Source organism: Variovorax monticola (assembly GCF_051216855.1).
Classification (GTDB): Bacteria; Pseudomonadota; Gammaproteobacteria; order Burkholderiales; family Burkholderiaceae_C; genus Variovorax.
In genome coordinates, this window is sequence record NZ_JBPJZP010000008.1 from 256307 (window position 1) to 272882 (window position 16576).

A 16576-nucleotide genomic window follows, 5' to 3' on the forward strand; every position below is an offset into this window, starting at 1 on the left:
TCGCGATACGGCAGGGATTGCGCAGTCAGCGAGACCCGGACGAAGCTCCGCCCGCGCCGCTGTTGGACTTCGTCACTGTCGAGCCGAGGCGCTCAGGGATCGAAAATTCAAAGCTCTTGAGATAACGCTCATAGCTCCGGTTGGCGACAGTCCCGGCGATGGGACGGGGCGACGCTGAAGCAATCTCGCCGCTGCGTTGCCATGCAAGCAAACTCTGCGTGGCATCGCCGACCCGAAGCGGCTCCAAGTCGAACTCTTCCAGCTCGCTGGATTGCATTTCCGAGTCAGCACTTCTGCTCGAAGGCTCCGGCGCCTGTGTCGTCGCGATGGATTTGACGTCTGGCTCGCTGGCCTTCTGTTGCACCTGTGCAGCCGCGCTTGTGGTGGCGAGCAAGAGCACAGCGGTCAGAGCGCTGACAGGCAAGCTCAAGAATGCGCACAAAAATGTTTTGCTCATGGGATACCTCGTGAGGTCGAGTTCAATGAAAGAGGTGGGTCCGCGGACAAGCTCGGTGAACCAGCCTGGCTGGCAGTCCTGATGCTGATGGTTTCCGACCAACGGGACGGCTTGAGCGCGAGGGGCGAAATGATCGGTTCGTCACGACTGGATGCCAGCGAACCAGCAGGCACTCCAGCGGCAACAGGGGCGGCCGGGCGGCCAGGCAGGCGCATCTGCTGCGCGGCTTCTCGTATCGCGAGGCGTGTGGTTTCGGACATGCGATTTGCGTCCATCAGCGCCGTGGCTTGCTCCCGTTGCTGGGTCACTTCCAGGTAGAGCGCGAGATTGGCCTGTGCTTGGGTGCTGTCGGGTTTCAGTTGCAGCGCCTGCATGAGCGGCAACCGTGCTTCCTCGACCAGACCGGCGCGCAGGTTTGCGTAGCCCAGATCGCTGAGCAGCAATGGATCGGTCGGGGTACGACGTTGTGCCTGGGAAAGGTTGCGTGCTGCTTCAGCGTAGTCACCGCGCATTCCTGCCAGCAGTCCCAGGCCTCGGTAGCCTGCGCTCTCCAGCGGCGTACCGATCAGGCGTTTGTACGCAGCTTCCGCCGGGGCTGCCTGACCCGTCTGCCGCAGCGCTTCTGCGCGCACGCGCGTCGAATCCGGCGACACGCCCCAGCGCTGTTCAAGGGCATCGATGTGTGCAAGCGAAGCAAACCAGAGCGCTTGCTGCTGCATTTGCTCCACGAGTCGCAGATAGGTGGCTTGGGTGTCGACGGCTGCCCCCGCTTTTGTGTCTGCAGCGGCTTCCGCAGCCATGCGCTGTTGCGCGTCGGCACTGGCTGCATATTGGTCTTTGACGCTGGCACAACCTGAGATGACCAATGCGGCACCCGACAGACATGTTGAAACCAGGGTGAGGCGCGCAATGGCGAAAACAGTGAAGTTTTTCATTTGGCGGCGATTCCCAGTGAGCGGAAGACAGAAAGAAAAGCAGGTCCTGCCGTGACGATGATGAGTGCCGGCAGCAACGTGCTCACCATGACCGCGGTCATCTTCACGGTGATCTTTCCTATGCGTTCTTTCATCTCGGAGCGCCGGTGTTCGCGAAGTCGATCGCTGAAGACGCGCAGCGGTTCCTGGACGGCGCCGCCGTGCTTGTCGACTTGCACCAGAAGCGACACGAGGCCATTGAGGTTCTCGTTCTTGTGCAGCGTGGCGAGTCGTTGCAAGGAGTGTTCGCGGCTGCGGCCTTGGCTGTATTGGGCGTTCGCCAACGACAGCTCGTAGCCCAGAACACGCAGAACATGCGAGAAGTCGCTGGACATGATCTGCAGGCTTTGGTCCAGGCTGAGCCCTACGCCTTGCAGAAGACGCAGCAGGTCGATGAACAGCGGCAGTTCCTGTGCCGCGCGGTCTCTGCGTTTTGCAGCGACGCGACCGAGTATCCATTTGGGTGCCATGAAGCCGATCACGAATGCGGCGGCCAGCACCATGATCACGGTGCGTTGCGGATGCCCTTCGCTCCACACTGCATAGGTCAGCGAAGGGAGCAGGAAGGCGAACAGAACGCGGGTCACCAAAAAAATCAACTGTGTGCGCTTTGAGGACAGCCCGCACTGGTCAATGAGATTTCGGTCCTCGTCCGCGACCAGCGCACGGCCGAACCTGGAGTTGAGCCAGTGAAAAGGGAGGTCGACATCCGATTTCGTCGACGCTGGCTCGTCGGTAGCGACGTTGGGCGTTGTCACCGACACAGCTTGGTCAATTGCCCGGCCAATGACCTTTCCGCTGCGCGCACGCCGGAACTCGGCCGCTATCAGCGCGCCCGCACCGGCCATCAGGCCCAGAGCGAGAAGTCCAAGGCTCAGGGCTGCCAGTTGATTGGACGTGAATGTCATGTCAATCTCGCCAGGCGGTAGAGAAGTGCGGCGCCGAACAACTGAAACCCTGCTGCAAAAAGAACCATGTTGCGGCCGGTCTCGTCGTTCCACATTCCCATGAAATAACTGGGGTTGGTAATGATGAAGAACGCGCCGACGCCCACCGGCATCAAACCCAGAATCCACGCCGAGAGCCGCGTCTCGGACGACATTGCAATCAGTTCATGTTCGGCTTGTTCGCGGTCGCGCATGAAGTTGCCAACGCGCTCCAGCAGCAGGTCGGCGCGGCCGCCGTAGCGCACGCCAAGACCGAGGATCGACGCGAGAAGGAACATCTCTTCGACGCGCACATTGCTGGCAGTTTGATGCAGGGCACGGTCCAGATCCACGCCCGCGCGAACCAGCGATGCCGAGCGTTCAAGTTGACCTCGCAGGGGTGCGGACGTGGTGGCGATCGCCAGCTGGAATGCCGCTTGCGTGGAGTTGCCGATCGTGATCAACCGCACCATTGCGTCGATGTAGGCGGGCAGCTGGCTGACCAGCTTGCGGCGGAACTTCTGGAGCTTGAGCCATACGACAAAGGCCGCGGCGAGCACCAGAGCGAAGAGCGCACTCAACGCGGCCAACCAGCCGCCGAAAAGGCCGGCCAATGACGCAAGCGCCAAGATGGCGCCGATGGTCAAGGCAGCCGAGCGCGGCTCGATCACTCCGACCAGCCGGTCAGGGAGGGCCCGTTCCAGAAGTCCGGTGGGTGCAGATTTTGCCGCCGCGTTGGCCTCGCTTTCCAGCCATGGGTCTTTCATCACGCCAGCGACAAAGCCCTCGTTCGGCATATCTCGCAATGGTTTTGCTGCCGCCGCTGCGCCTGCTCCACTGGCCAGAATCTGCTGGTTCAGGTGCCGCTCCGTCGCTTGACGTACCTGTCGCGCCTTCGCCCATTGCCACAGCATCAGGCCCGCAGCCGCAAGCACCAGCGCAACGCAACCAACGACGAGCAGGCCTTCACGCACGGTTTTCTCCCTGTTGCGCGCGCGCCAGCGACTGCCTGAAGCGCGTGATCTTCGGCGAGTGCGGCGCAATGCCCAGCGACACCCAGCGGTCACGCTCTTCACCGTCGGGCGATGCAACAGGCTCGTAGCGATACAGCTCCTGCATGGCCACCACGTTGTCGTTCACGCCCGTCACCTCGCTCAGCGAAATGATGCGGCGCTGTCCGTTGGAAAGGCGCCCGATCTGCACGATGAAATCGATGGCGTTGGCAATCTGCCTGCGCAGGCTCACTTCGCTGCCCTGGTAGCCCGCGAAGCCCGCAAGCATCTCCAGACGGTAGAGGCACTCGCGCGGCGAGCTGGCATGGATGGTGCCCATCGAGCCTTCGTGGCCCGTGTTCATGGCCTGCATCATTTCGATCACTTCGGCGCCGCGCACTTCGCCCACCACGATGCGGTCGGGGCGCATGCGCAAGCTGTTGCGCAGCAGGTCGCGGATGGACACCACGCCCGTGCCGTCGAAGCCGCCAGGGCGGCTTTCGAGCCGCACCACGTGGCTGGTGCCCAGCGACAGTTCGGCCGTGTCTTCGATGGTGATCACACGTTCGCGCGCCGGAATGAAGCTGGCAAGCGCGTTGAGCAAGGAGGTCTTGCCCGAGCTGGTGCCCCCGCTCACAAGAATGTTGCAGCGCGCGCGCACGGCAATTTCCAGCAATTGCGCCATGCCTGCGTCGAAGGTGCCCAGCTTCACCAGGTCGGCCGGCGTGAGCGGCTCCTTGCGGAACTTGCGGATCGACACCGACAGCCCGTCGATGGCCAGCGGCTCGATGATCACGTTGATGCGCCCGCCGTCCGGCAGCCGCGCGTCGACCATCGGGTTCGACTCGTCCAGCCGACGCCCGAGCGGCGCGAGGATGCGCCGCACGATGCGCATCACGTGCTCGGAGTCGGCGAAGCGCACCGTCTCGCGCTCCAGCATGCCGTGGCGCGACACGTACACGTTCTGGTAGCCGTTGATCAGGATGTCTTCGACCGCCGGGTCGTTCAGCAGGTCTTCCAGCGGGCCGAAGCCCGCGAGCTCCTTCGTCAGCGCGTCGGAGATGAGCTGCATCTCGCGGTCGTTGATCGGCACGCGGCGAAGGCGCACGAAGCTGTCGACTTCCAGTTCGACGAACTGCTGGATAGAGGCACGCGACCAGCGCCCGAACTCCGCGCCCAGTTCTTCGATGCGGCTCAGCAGATGGTCATGCGTCCAGCTCTTGATGTCCTGGAACTGCTGGGAGTTGATGAACGCCTGGTCGTCGTCGGCAAATTCGATATCTGTGGACATGGGCCTCAACCTTCGTGTGAACTCTTCCACAGGCCGGTGACTTGCGACATGAGCGCAACCCAGCGTGGATCCTTGGCCGGTGGTTGGCCCGACTCCGACATGTACTCCTGGTGCAGCCCGCGCGCCAGACCGGTCACGGCCTGCGAGTACGCGTCGCTGCGCGAGGTGCGCACCAGCATCTCTCCGCGGCTTGCGGCCGCCAGCAGCTGGGTGCTGCGCGCGGGCAGCACATGGCGCAGCGGCAGCTCGAGCCGGTCGGCAATGTCCTTGGCGGACAGGCCGACGTGGCTGTCGAACTTGTTGACCACGAGCGACAGCCGTTCCGTCTCGATACCGCGCGCGCGCAGTTCCTTGAGCATGTTGGCCGTGGAGACGATCGCGCCGATGCTCTGGTCGCAGACGACCCAGCTGCGCTGTGCGGCCTGAACGGTCTGCGCGATGAAGTCGATCGTCGAGAAGCCGCCGAGGTCGGCGACCTGGAAGTCGAAGAAGTCGCCGAGCCGCTTGATCAGGGACACCGAGTCGGCATGCGAGATCTCGCGCACTTGCGCGAGGCTGGCGGGCAAGGGAAGAACGGCAACGCCGCTCGTGTGATGGGCCAGCGCGGTGTGCAGCAGCGTCTGGTCCAGCCGCCGCAGGTTGCGCACGCCGTCGACGAAGCTGAAGCCGCTCTGGGTGTCCAGATAAAGAAGCCCGTCGCGGGCCGGCAAGCCGAGATCGAGCAACGCGACCCCGCGGCGTGCGCTGCGACCCTGCGGGCGCGGCGGTGCCTGCGACAACATGTCGTTGAGCATCAGCGACAGGCTGGCAGCGAGCGTGGTCACGCCGATGCCCGACCGCGCGCCGAGCAGGGAGAGCGTGCATCCGCGCGTGCCGCCCTGAATGGTGCTGCGTCGGTCCAGCAGCTTGCGCAGCGTGCTGACGGCTTCGGCCGGCGGTTCGCCCATGTCGATGAAATCGTCCACGCCGGCGCGCAGTGCGGCAAGCATGGAAGCCGGCTCGGCCGAGACGCCCGCGGCCAGCACGGGCAGCGTCGGCCAGTCGCGTTTCAGGCGCTGGTGGAGTTCGCTGGCGGCGCCGGCGTTGTTCCCCGAGAAGTCGAGAAAGACCGCCACCGGGCCGAGCAGCGCGATGCGTTCGTCGATGGACTTGGTGTCGGGCGCGAGCACGACCACGGTCCCCAGCCGGCTGAGCGCGTCGGTCATCCACGTGATGTGGCTGCCGCTGGACGAGGCGAAAAGATAGGTCTCCGTGCCCGTCTCGGGAAGGTTGTCGCGTGGAGCGTTCATGGTGTCGGACACCGGCTGTGCTCGTTCTTGGTGGTCAACGCGAAAAGCCCGGCACGGTCGTGCCCGAGGCCGGCCCCAGCAGGTGCGCGCGCCATACAGGGCCGTCGCGCTGCTCCGCGCCGCCCGGCAGGTACGGTGCGAGATCGGTGCCGCGCGCGATCGGCTTCACCAGGTGCGGCGTGACGAGGATCACCAGTTCCTTCTCGCTCATCTGGTACTTGTTCTGCTTGAAGAAGGCGCCGAGCACAGGGATGTCGCCGAGCAGCGGAACCTTGTCGGCATTCGAGGTGGTGGTGCGGCTCACGAGGCCGCCGATGATGAAGCTTTCGCCGTCGCCGAGCTCCACGGTGGTGTCGGCGCGCCGCGTGCTGATGGCCGGGACCGCGACCCCGCCAATGCTCAGCGAGTTGGTGTAGTCGAGGTCGCTGGCCTCGGGCGCCACCTTGAGCACGATGCGGTCGTTCGACAGCACGGTGGGCGTGAGCGTGAGGCCGATGCCGAACGGCTTGTATTCGATGCTCGTCGTGCCCAGGCCTTGCGGTGCCGGCACTGGCAACTCGCCACCGGCCAGGAAGCTTGCGCTCTGGCCGGACAGGGCGACCAACGTGGGCTCGGCGAGCACGCGTGCCATGCCGTTGCCTTCGAGGAAGCCTACGTTCAGGCCGAGGCCGGCCTTGCCGAAGTTGAACAGCAGGCTGAAGGCCTGTGCGAGCGGGTTGTTGTATTCACCAGTGATTGCGCCGTTTGAGGCGAAAGACACGGAGCCCAGCGACGACGGCGTGAAGACACCGAAGCTGAAGCCGTTGGAGTTGGCACGGGTGCTGAAGATGTTGAGGCCGGCCTGCTTGAGCACGCTGCGGTTGAACTCGACGATCTTGACCTCGACCTGCACGGTGTTGCTTCGTACGTTGACGACGGACCGGTCGACGAGTGCTGTTTTCTCGCCGCCTGCAGCCATGGCTGCTTCGCGGGCGTCCTGGTGCGCTTCCATGCTGCTGAGTGAGCCGGTCAGCGCGGAGACACGGCGCCGCACTTCGAGTGCATACACCGTAGCGTTCGACTGGCCTTTTTCCCAGACCATGAGCGTTGTCCTGCCCGCGGCCTTGCCTGTGACGATGAGGCGCGCGGCCGGGGAGTTGGGCGATTGGCGGGTGAGCGAAACACCGGCAACCGTTTCATCGGCGAGGGCCATGCGCTCGATGCCCTTGGCAATCAGAAGTTCTTTCTGCGTGCCTGCATCGACCCGCAGTTGAAGCGCAGGACGCGAAGCCACTGTTTCCGCGTCGGCCGCCGTGGACACCATGGGCCATGCGCCCGGTGCCAGCAGACACAGCACTGCGAGTGTGGAGCGCAGAGGGCGTGCCGGAGCGGTTGCTTTCGCGCGAGGTGCGAGCTTCATCTTGTTCGTTTCCTGCATGGCATGCATGGTTTGCGCTGATCAGTAATTGACGGTTTCGCTGCGATCGCCGCGAATGACTTCGACCTGGAGTCCGCGTCGGGCGCTGCCGGTACTGGTCGTTGGCGCTCGCGCCCCAGCGATGGAAGGCACGCGTACGGCGCTCGGCTGACCACCCGTCACGAAGTCGGCTGCAGTGACGCCGGCTTGCGCGCGGTCCAGACCTTCGAGCGGCGATCGACGCTGCTCGCCCGCCTTTTGCGGCGCCGGTTGCAGGGCCGTGGGCAACTGGGCGAAGAGCTTCGGATCGGGTTCCGACATGTCGGTGGGATTGCGCAGCGCCAGCACCAGTCGGCCGCTGCTCTCGGCGAGCGTCAGGCGGTTGATGTCGTCCACTGGCACTGCGAGCACGGCGGTACGGGCCGGCTCCACACGCTGGGCTTGCGTCGCAGCGTTCTTGTCTGTCTTCGACGCAAGACCATCCACCGATACGCTGCCGTAGGCCAGTACGCGCTTGCGCGACAGAAGCAAACGGGCTTGGCTGCGATCAATGTCCTTGCCGTCGGATTTGAGCATCAGGAAGACGTCGACGAAGTCGCCCGGTTGCACTCTGTTTCCGACGCCCATCGTCTCATCGGCCTTGATGGCCACGGCACGTTCTCCTTCGGAAATGCGAAGAGCCAGGCCCGAGACCAGTTGGGCCTCCAGAAGCGGCGCACCTTCGCCCAGGTCGATCACCGGCACACGCCCGACAACAGGCGTTGCTTCTTGAAAAGCACCCGCAGGGTTGATCGTCAAACGCTCCACACGGAGCGCATCGGCTGGAATCGGCTGGCCGGCGTACAGCGGCTTGGCCGCGATAACCACGGCGAAGGTTTCGCTCTGCGCTGCTTTTGCCGCGGGAGCGGTCCCAGACGCAGGAACGGCTGCAACGGGCGGCGGGGCTTGGCGGCTCAGCAGCCATGCGTAGCCGCCGAGCGCCAGGGCCAGGAGCACAAGGATGGCTGCGATGATTTTGGTGAGATTGATCATGAACGGCGTGTCGAGGGTGAAGGATCGGGTGAGCTCTCAATGAGCAACTCGTGGTGACAGCGCGACTACCCGCTCTGTCGACCCCAAACCATCCAGACCACTGCGGCCAGCGCGAGATAGGCCGCATAGGGAATGAAGCGCACCCGCGTTGACGACGGATGGACAGCCGCCGATAACTGCGAGCTGAAAAGCATTTGCGAAAGCCTCGGGAAAACGGGCCAACGTTGAAGAACCAGCCAGAGCACGGCATGCAGGCCGGCCAGGATGCTGCCGATGATCCAGATGGGCAGGAGCGCCCCGAGGCCTACCCAAAGTCCAAGGGCACCGGCGAATTTCACGTCTCCGGCGCCCATGAGCCCGAAGGCATAAAAAAGCAGCAACGTGCCAAATGCGACGCCCGCTCCGAGCAAGGCGGTCTTCCAGCCGTTCTCGAATGGCCCACCCCCCGAAGCAAGCGTTGCGAGCGCCAAGACGGCGCCTGCAAGCGCGAGCCAGTTGGGAACACGGCGTTGTCTGAAGTCATAGGTGGCTATGAGGAGCAACCACATCAAATACACCGATGCTATTGCTTGAACGCGCACCTTATGTGGCAGCAATGGCCGTCTTGATGTTGGTCCAGATAGTGGTCAGTTTTGCTCCGATCCCGCCGGCACCGGTGATCGCGGTGATCATCACGACCGAAATGAGTCCGGCAATAATTCCATATTCAATTGCGGTCGCACCTTCTTCATCGCGCAAAAAACGAGTAATAGAGCTGAGCATGATTTCCCCTTTCGGAAGTGTTAACAAAGGCTGGCGATGTGAATGTTATCCCCAGTAACTCTGTGTATCAACACCACTTACCCCTAAGTTGCACCCACTTGCCGTGGTACGGGGAGAGACCAAACGGCCGATCGCAAGGCTCTTGCCAGCCGGAGCCAGGGCACGCCTGGTCAGCTGGTTGACAGTTCTGAAACGAAATCTTCCCTCTGTAGGCGATGTCCCACCTCCCATGAAGATGGGAGGGCACGTTACGTCACACGGAACGTCCAGAAGGGTCGTGTTACGGGGTAAACGTGTTACGTGTTACGTAGCACGGGGCCACAAAGGGCGAGATGTAACAGCTGAGAAAGCCAAAAATCATGCGCAAAAAGTCACGAATTCGGCGGGTGCCCGCGTCGTCTACAGGGCTTCAACGGGGCGTCAGCCGGGCCTCAGCCCAGGATTTCTTCGTGGAAGAGTTTCCACTCGCTGCCTTGGCGCAGCCAGTACTGGCGCCGTGAGCGCCCGCTCCTGTCGCCTTCGAAAACCTCACCAAAGGTAACCACCATGGTGTCGTCCCCGTCGCGCCAGTGAAGGTACGACAGGTCCTTGAGCTGCACGCGCTTGCCCTGCGCGTATTTGACTTCGTCGTCGATGGCCGAAATGCCTTCGGTCGCCTTTTTGCTGCTGCGCTGGAATTCGGGCAAATAGAATTTCTTCAATTGCGCTTCATTTCCGGCAGCCCGGGCTTCTTTCCAGCCATTGATTGCGCTGGCAATCGACTGGGTTTCTTTTTCGGCCTGCGGCTGCGAAATCCATTGCAGGCTGCGCGCGGTCACCACCGGGGTGGCGCCGATTTGCACCTTGCGCAAAAGCTGCTTCAGGTCGGGGTTGGCCATGACCACGCAGCCGTCGCTGGCCAGCGGCGCCCGGGCGAACTGCTGGGGCGGGGTGCCGTGCAGCCAGATGCCCCCGCCGGTGCGCCCGCGCCGCGCGTCGTACGGGTTGGGGTAGTTGATGGGCAAGGCGCCGGCGCCGTAGAAGTCTTTCAGCGACTTCGGGTCGAGGCTGCTGGTGATGTAGTACACGCCCAGCGGCGTGCGCGCATCGCCCTCGGCGAGCTTGTCGGTGCCCGACTTGCCCACCGAGATGTAGTAGTCGGCCGTGAGCTTCAGGCCCTTGTCGGTGTTCTCGAACAGGTACAGCCGCGAGCGCGAGGCGTCGACCGCGATGGCGTAGCGGCTGCGCGTGGAGAGCGCCAAAAACTGCGACGGCACGGTGTTCGGCGGCGGCCTGTCGCGCAGCGCCTGCAGGCGGCGCTTCGATTCCTCGTGCAGGTCGCTCATGGCGGGGTTGCCGCGCATTTTGGCGATGCTGGCGGTGTCGGGCAGCGCGTTCGTCGGCGGCACCTGCGCGGCGAGCAGGTCGCCGTAGACGAGTTGCGCCAGCTGGAAGTTCGGGTAGTCGCGCACGAGGTCGCGGGCCTTGGCCAGCGCGGGGCGGGCCTGGCCGCGACCGAACATCTCGTAGACCGCGATCAGGCGTGCTTCGGCGCCGCTGGCTTCCTGGATGGCGGCGGGTGCGCTCCGTCGCGCCGGTTTTGCTGCGGCCGACCGGGTGTCGGCGGCTGAGTTTTTTCTGCCTTTGATCTGGGCCTGGGCCTTTGCCGAGGCACCCTTGCCCTTGGCTTCCTTGGCGGAAGACCGTGCGCCCGCTGCGGCGCTGCTCGCGGGCCTGGCCTTGGCGGCGGCGCCGGTCTTCGCGCTGTTCGGCTTCGCGGTGCCCGATGCCAGCGCCGCGCCGGGCGTCGCCAGCATCAGCGCCGACGCGGTCATCAGCGCTGCGAGCAGGTGTCCGCTGCGCGGACGGAACAAAGGATTCTGAAGCCGGCCATGCCGGACGATGTCTGCCACTAGCCGCCGACGCTTTCCTTGCGAATGTGCCAATGATTGCCCGAGCGCTGCAGGTCCAGCGTCTTGCGGCTGGAAACGTTGAGGTTGTCGGCGCGATAGATCTGGCGGAACTTGGCGGTGGCCGACTGCTCGTCGACCTTGATGACGAGGTTCTCGATGTTCACGCTGATGCTGCTCTTGCCCACGATGCGCGCGCGACGGTCTTCTTCCCAGCCCTTGCGGCCCTGGCCGCCGGCGGGCGCGAAGTCGGGCCCGTAGGCGGCGAGGTAGCGGTCCATGTCCTGCCCGGCCCAGGCCGCGGCCCAGGCACGCACGGCCGATTCGACTTCCGCGTTTGCTGCCGCGCTGGCCGCCGGCGCGGGTGCCGGCGCTGGCGTGGCCTCGGGTGCCTTGGGCGCGGCGGCGACCGGCGCGGGTGCGGCCGCGACCTTGGCCGGCGGCGGTGCTGCAGGTACGGCAGGGGCGGGCGCAGGTGCCGGCGCAGCTTTGGCCGCCGGCGCGGGTGCGGGAGCAGGTACAGGCGCCGCAGAGGCGACCAGCGTCGTCGGCTTGCCGCCCGGCGGGGTCGGCGTGAAGAGCGTGCGGATCACCGCCAGCTTGGGCTGCACGGCCGTGTTGTTCTGGTCGAGCTGCAGCGCCTTGCTGTAGGCCTGGCTGGCCAGCCGTGCATACACGTCGCCGAGGTTTTCCTGGGCGGTGGCGTAGCTGGGGTTGGTGCGAATGGCGCTTTCGAGCGCGGCGCGCGCCTTGTCGAACTGGTTCTGGCTCGCGTAGATCACCGCCAGGTTGTTGTACGGCTCGGGCAGCTCGGGCGCGTCCTGCGTGAGCTGCGTGAAGGCGGCGATGGCCTCGGCGCGCTTGCCGGTGTCGAGCTGGATCACGGCCTTCAGGAAGCGCATTTGCGGGTCGCGCGGCTTGTCCTTGAGGAAGGCGTCGGCGCGGGTCATGGCCTCGTCGAGCTTGCCGGCCTGCATGAGTTTGTCGACGTCTTCATGCTCGACGGCCGCCAGGGCGGAAACCGACATGCCGCAGGCCGCGGCGGCCAGCACGAGGGCACGCACGGTGGGGGAGAAGCTGAAACGGGCGCGCGGCCAGGGGCTCTTGGGCATTGCGGACGAGACCTCGTAGGGGGGTGGTGATGCGGCAGGCATTGTAAGTGGGGTGGTTAACCTTCAGACACAGGGATAACTTCCTTTGGTGGCGTTTCGCCTCTACGCGATGCCCCCAGTGCCGCATTGCCCGCCCCCGCAGTACAGTGGCGCCGTGGATCGCCTCCAAAGCATTGAAACTTTCGTTCGTGTCGCGCAGACCCAGAGCTTTGCGGAAGCCGCACGCCAGCTGCGCGTGGCCAACTCGGTCGTCACCACCCGCGTCAAGCAGCTCGAGGAGTTCCTGGGCGCGCCGCTGTTCCACCGCAGCACGCGCGTGGTCCGCCTCAGCGACATGGGCCAGGCCTTCCTGCGCGACTGCACCGAGCTGGTGGGCCGTGCCAACGACATCGTCGACCAGATGCGCGACGCGCGCGGCACGCCGTCGGGCACACTGCGCGTGCATGCGCTCACGGGCATGGTGCTGGGGCGTTTCGCCTCGCTGCTGCGCGAGTTCCAGACCACCTACCCCGACATCCACCTCGAGCTGATCGTGAGCGACGCGGTGGCCGACCCGGTCAAGGCCGGTGTCGACTGCGCGTTGCAGATCTTCCCGGCGACCTCGCAGGAGCTGGTGTCGCGCCCGCTGTTCCCGGTGCGGCGCGTGCTGTGCGCCACGCCGGCCTACCTGGAGGCCCACGGCACGCCGGCCTCGCCGCGCGAGCTGCACCGCCACAAGCTGGGCCTGTACTCGGGCTACCCCACGCGCGACCGCTGGACCTTTCATCACCAGGGCGAGCAGATCACCATCTACCTGGCCGCCGCGCTGCTGACCAACAGCGTGCACCTGCTGCGCGAGTACGCGCTGGAGCACGCGGGCATCGTGTGCCTGCCGACGCTGGTGGCGGGCGACGCCATTGCACGCGGCGAACTGCGCGTGGTGCTGCCGGAGCACCAGCTGTCGTCGTTCTCGCTGAGCGCCGTGTACGCCGCCACCTCGCGCAATGCGCTGAAGCTGCGCCTGTTCATCGAGCACATCGCCACGCGCTTCACGCGGGTGCCGCCGTGGGACGCCACGCTGATCGAGCGCGGCCTGATCCCGGCCGAACTGATCGAGTTCAGCCGCTCCAGCGGCTGAGCCGCGAACGGGGGTAAACCCGGCCGATTGTTCGGAGACGCCGAACAATCCTCTTCCAAACTGGTCCCTACCGGCGGGGCCGGATGACTCCTAGAGTTCGCCCATCGCTGGAGACAACAGGAGACACCCCCATGACAGCCGCCGCTTCCGCCCCTTCCACCCCGTCCACTGCCTACAAGACCCGCTTCGGGTCGCTCAAGCACTTCGAGAAAGGCCACGTCGAACCCATCGACGACGACGTGCGCCACTACGCGTTTTCCAACTGCTTCGAGATCGCCAGCCTCAGCAAGCCCTACGAGAAGGTCGTGTTCGGCCAGAACCAGATCTACGTGCTGGAAACCCTGCGCGCCGAAGGCGCCTCGCCCTGGTTCACCTGCGCGCACGACGAGTTCGCGCTGGTGATGGACGGCGATGTCGAGGTGCACCTGGTGCAGCTCGACGCGGCGCAGACCGTGGCCGACAAGGAAAAGAACGGCGCCGTGCTCGTGAAGGGCGAACCGCAGGGCAGGAAGATGGGCTGGATGAAGCTCTCGCGCGGCCACCAGGGCCTGCTGCCGAAGAACACCGCCTACCAGTTCCGCAGCGCCGGCGAGCCGGGCGTGATCGTGCTGCAGAGCTGCAAGGGCGAGCTCTCGGTGGAGAAGTGGGCCGACATCTGCCAGACCCATTGACCGCATCGAACAGGAGCCCCGCACCATGAACGCCCCCGCAGAACTCGCCCGCGTGATCGCGTCGCAGCCCGACGCCACGCTCGGCTACAAGGACTTTTCGCTCGGCAGCTTCAGCTTTCGCCGCGACGAATACTTCGTGCACATCGGCTGGAAGACCCGCGACGGCCGACCCATGAGCCACACCATGGACGCCGGCAGCTACCTGCGCGCACTGATGCGCGACGTGGCCTGGGGCTTCTTCTACGGCTGGGTCAACTTCGACGACGTGTTCGGTACCGTCAACCACTACGAGTCGGTCGACCTGTACGCCGGGAGCTTCAACGGCACCATGAAGGACGCGGGCATCGACCTGCTGGAGAACTTTCCGACCGCGCAGATCCGCGCCACCTTCGAGGCCATGCTCGACGACTGGACCAACGAAGCCTTCGACCCCTTCGCCGCGCCGCAGGAAACAGGCTCGCCCTACGGCCGCAAGAGCGGCAACAACACCGCCAGGATCACCCGCGCCCGCGAACTCGCCAAGCGCTGCGTGGGCCTGAAGGGCGACCTCGACCTGCGCAGCGACGAACGCGGCGCACCGGTGAACCGCGCCTTCGCCGACGTGCCGCAAGGCCAGCCCGAGCTGCACCCCGAGCCCGGTTTCGAGAACGAGGTGCACGGCTTCAACCTCTTCGGCTTCCTGAGCCGCTCGCAGGTCACGTGGAACCCGAGCTTCACCTCGGTGGTCAAGCACAGCTACATGTGCCCGACGACCGAGGAGCACATCCTGCCGATCATTCACGGCAACGACCGCGTCGAGTGGTTCTTCCAGATGACCGACGAGATCCACTGGGATTGCGGCGACAAGAACACCGGCCGCCCGATGGCCCGCGTGATCATGAAGGCGGGCGACATGGCCGCCATGCCCGCCTACTGCCGGCACCAGGGCTTCAGCCCCAAGCGCTCGATGCTGCTGGTGTGGGAGAACGGGTCGCCGAGCCTGGTGCATGAGATCCAGAAGGGCGAGTCGCCGGAGATTCCCGTGCAGTTCTGAACTGCCTTTCTCCCTCCCCTTCCGGGGGAGGGTCGGGGTGGGGGCTCTCCAGGCCCGCGCCCTCTTTGAAGAAGCCCCCACCCCAGCCCTCCCCCAAAGGGGGAGGGAGAGGAACGCCCATGCCTGCTCCATCCATCCGCCACCAACTCTTCATCGACGGCCGCTTCGTCGACGCCGAATCCGGCGAGACCCTGGCCACGCTCAACCCGCACGACAACACGCCGATCGCCCATGTCGCGCTGGCCGGCAAGGCCGACGTCGACAAAGCCGTGGCCGCGGCGAAGCGTGCCTTCCCCAAGTGGAGCCGCATGGCCGCCGCAGACCGCGGCCGCATCCTGCTGAAGCTCGCCGACCTCATCGAGGCCAACGCAGAAGAACTCGCCCGACTGGAGTCGCTCGACACCGGCCACCCCATTCGCGACTCGCGCCGCCTCGACGTGCCGCGCACCGCCGCATGCTTTCGCTACTTCGGCGGCATGGCCGACAAGTTCCAGGGCGAGACCATTCCGGTGGAAGAAGGCTTTCTCAACTACACGCTGCGCGAGCCCGTGGGCGTCGTCGGGCAGATCGTGCCGTGGAACTTTCCGCTGATGTTCACCAGCTGGAAGATGGCGCCCGCGCTCGCGGCCGGCAACTGCATCGTGATGAAGCCGGCCGAAATCACGCCGCTCAGCTCGCTGCGCATCGCCGAGCTGATGGCCGAGGCGGGCCTGCCGCCCGGCGTGGTCAACATGCTGCCGGGCCTGGGCAGCGTGGCGGGCCAGTACATCGCCGAGCACCCGGAGATCGCCAAGATCGCCTTCACCGGCAGCACCGCCACCGGCCGGCGCATCGTGCAGGCCAGCGCGGGCAACCTGAAGAAGGTGCAGCTCGAGCTCGGCGGCAAGGGCCCCAACATCGTGTTCGAAGATGCGAACCTGCAAGCCGCCGTGAACGGCAGCGCGTGGGCCATCTTCCACAACCAGGGGCAGGCGTGCATCGCGGGCTCGCGGCTCATGTTGCACGAGAAGATCGCCGATGCGTTTTTGGAGCAGTTCATTCCGCTCGCCCAATCCATTCGCCTGGGCAACCCGCTCGACGACACCACCGAAATGGGGCCGCTCACCAGTGCCCAGCACCAGGAGCGCGTGCTGGGCTACGTGGAGGTGGCGAAAGGCGAGGGCGGTGAACTGCTCGCGGGTGGCAAGTCACCGGGTGGCGACCTGGCCAAGGGCTGCTACGTCGAGCCGACCGTGATGCGCGCCAGGTCGTACAAGGACCGCGTGGCGCAGGAAGAAGTCTTCGGCCCCTTCGTCACCGTGCTCACCTTCAAGAACGACGAAGAGGCGATGCAGATCGCCAACGGCACCGACTACGGCCTGGGTAGCGGCCTGTGGACCAACAACCTGCAACGCGCCCACAAAGTGGCGCGCGACCTGCACGCCGGCATGGTCTGGATCAACAGCTACAAGCGCGTGAACCCCGGCTCGCCCTTCGGCGGCGTCGGCCAGAGCGGCTACGGCCGCGAGATGGGGTTCGACGCGATGCGCGAATACACGCAGGTCAAAAGCGTGTGGGTGAACGTCGACGCGCAGATACCGCCGCACTTCGCACGCTGACCACCCCTGTCGGGCGGCACCACAAACACAAGAGACG

16 protein-coding genes are annotated in these 16576 nt (G+C 65.2%); 4 read left to right on the plus strand and 12 right to left on the minus strand.

The genetic code is table 11. From position 1 onward, the window contains the following. Positions 1-25: 25 nt before the first annotated feature. From ACSFA5_RS27850 to ACSFA5_RS27905, 12 genes are all read right to left on the minus strand, one after another. The gene (locus ACSFA5_RS27850) at positions 26-457 is read right to left on the minus strand and encodes a DUF3613 domain-containing protein (RefSeq protein WP_435447284.1); all 432 of its coding nucleotides are present in this window, start codon (positions 455-457) and stop codon (positions 26-28) included. Beyond that, positions 454-1392 (minus strand): tetratricopeptide repeat protein, encoded by a 939-nt coding sequence (locus ACSFA5_RS27855; protein WP_435447285.1) that lies wholly within the window; start codon positions 1390-1392, stop codon positions 454-456. Before ACSFA5_RS27855 ends, ACSFA5_RS27850 begins: the two co-directional genes overlap by 4 nt. Further along, positions 1389-2339: a type II secretion system F family protein gene (locus ACSFA5_RS27860; protein ID WP_435447286.1), complete on the minus strand. Its 951-nt coding sequence runs from the start codon at positions 2337-2339 to the stop codon at positions 1389-1391. Before ACSFA5_RS27860 ends, ACSFA5_RS27855 begins: the two co-directional genes overlap by 4 nt. Then, entirely contained in the window at positions 2336-3331 is a 996-nt protein-coding gene (locus ACSFA5_RS27865) for a type II secretion system F family protein (protein ID WP_435447287.1), read from the minus strand. The genes ACSFA5_RS27860 and ACSFA5_RS27865 overlap by 4 nt, the downstream gene beginning before the upstream one ends. Continuing rightward, on the minus strand, positions 3324-4640 hold the full coding sequence (locus ACSFA5_RS27870; protein ID WP_435447288.1) for a TadA family conjugal transfer-associated ATPase: 1317 nt from the start codon (positions 4638-4640) through the stop codon (positions 3324-3326). Before ACSFA5_RS27870 ends, ACSFA5_RS27865 begins: the two co-directional genes overlap by 8 nt. A gap of 5 nt (positions 4641-4645) precedes the next feature. After that, a complete protein-coding gene (locus ACSFA5_RS27875) occupies positions 4646-5929 on the minus strand; it encodes a CpaE/TadZ family protein (RefSeq protein ID WP_435447289.1) in 1284 nt (427 codons plus the stop codon). Between the two features lie 34 nt (positions 5930-5963). Then, the gene (locus ACSFA5_RS27880; RefSeq protein WP_435447290.1) at positions 5964-7328 is read right to left on the minus strand and encodes a type II and III secretion system protein family protein; all 1365 of its coding nucleotides are present in this window, start codon (positions 7326-7328) and stop codon (positions 5964-5966) included. 39 nt (positions 7329-7367) lie between these two features. Then, the gene (gene cpaB / locus ACSFA5_RS27885; protein ID WP_435447291.1) at positions 7368-8357 is read right to left on the minus strand and encodes a Flp pilus assembly protein CpaB; all 990 of its coding nucleotides are present in this window, start codon (positions 8355-8357) and stop codon (positions 7368-7370) included. A gap of 65 nt (positions 8358-8422) precedes the next feature. Beyond that, a complete protein-coding gene (locus tag ACSFA5_RS27890) occupies positions 8423-8905 on the minus strand; it encodes an A24 family peptidase (RefSeq protein ID WP_435447292.1) in 483 nt (160 codons plus the stop codon). Positions 8906-8939: 34 nt separating this feature from the next. Next, positions 8940-9119, minus strand: coding sequence for a Flp family type IVb pilin (locus ACSFA5_RS27895; RefSeq protein WP_435447293.1), 180 nt, complete (start codon positions 9117-9119; stop codon positions 8940-8942). Between the two features lie 431 nt (positions 9120-9550). Further along, on the minus strand, positions 9551-11011 hold the full coding sequence (locus ACSFA5_RS27900; protein WP_435447294.1) for a L,D-transpeptidase family protein: 1461 nt from the start codon (positions 11009-11011) through the stop codon (positions 9551-9553). Then, on the minus strand, positions 11011-12120 hold the full coding sequence (locus ACSFA5_RS27905) for a tetratricopeptide repeat protein (RefSeq protein ID WP_435447295.1): 1110 nt from the start codon (positions 12118-12120) through the stop codon (positions 11011-11013). The genes ACSFA5_RS27900 and ACSFA5_RS27905 overlap by 1 nt, the downstream gene beginning before the upstream one ends. A gap of 154 nt (positions 12121-12274) precedes the next feature. On the opposite strand from ACSFA5_RS27905, the gene ACSFA5_RS27910 reads away from it, so the two are divergent. From ACSFA5_RS27910 to ACSFA5_RS27925, 4 genes are all read left to right on the plus strand, one after another. Further along, positions 12275-13237: a LysR family transcriptional regulator gene (locus ACSFA5_RS27910; RefSeq protein ID WP_435447296.1), complete on the plus strand. Its 963-nt coding sequence runs from the start codon at positions 12275-12277 to the stop codon at positions 13235-13237. A 131-nt stretch (positions 13238-13368) separates the two neighbouring features. Further along, positions 13369-13908 (plus strand): cupin domain-containing protein, encoded by a 540-nt coding sequence (locus ACSFA5_RS27915; protein ID WP_435447297.1) that lies wholly within the window; start codon positions 13369-13371, stop codon positions 13906-13908. Positions 13909-13933: 25 nt separating this feature from the next. After that, entirely contained in the window at positions 13934-14941 is a 1008-nt protein-coding gene (locus tag ACSFA5_RS27920; RefSeq protein WP_435447298.1) for a hydroxyquinol 1,2-dioxygenase, read from the plus strand. Positions 14942-15075: 134 nt separating this feature from the next. Beyond that, positions 15076-16539, plus strand: coding sequence for an aldehyde dehydrogenase family protein (locus ACSFA5_RS27925; protein WP_435447584.1), 1464 nt, complete (start codon positions 15076-15078; stop codon positions 16537-16539). Positions 16540-16576: the final 37 nt, after the last annotated feature.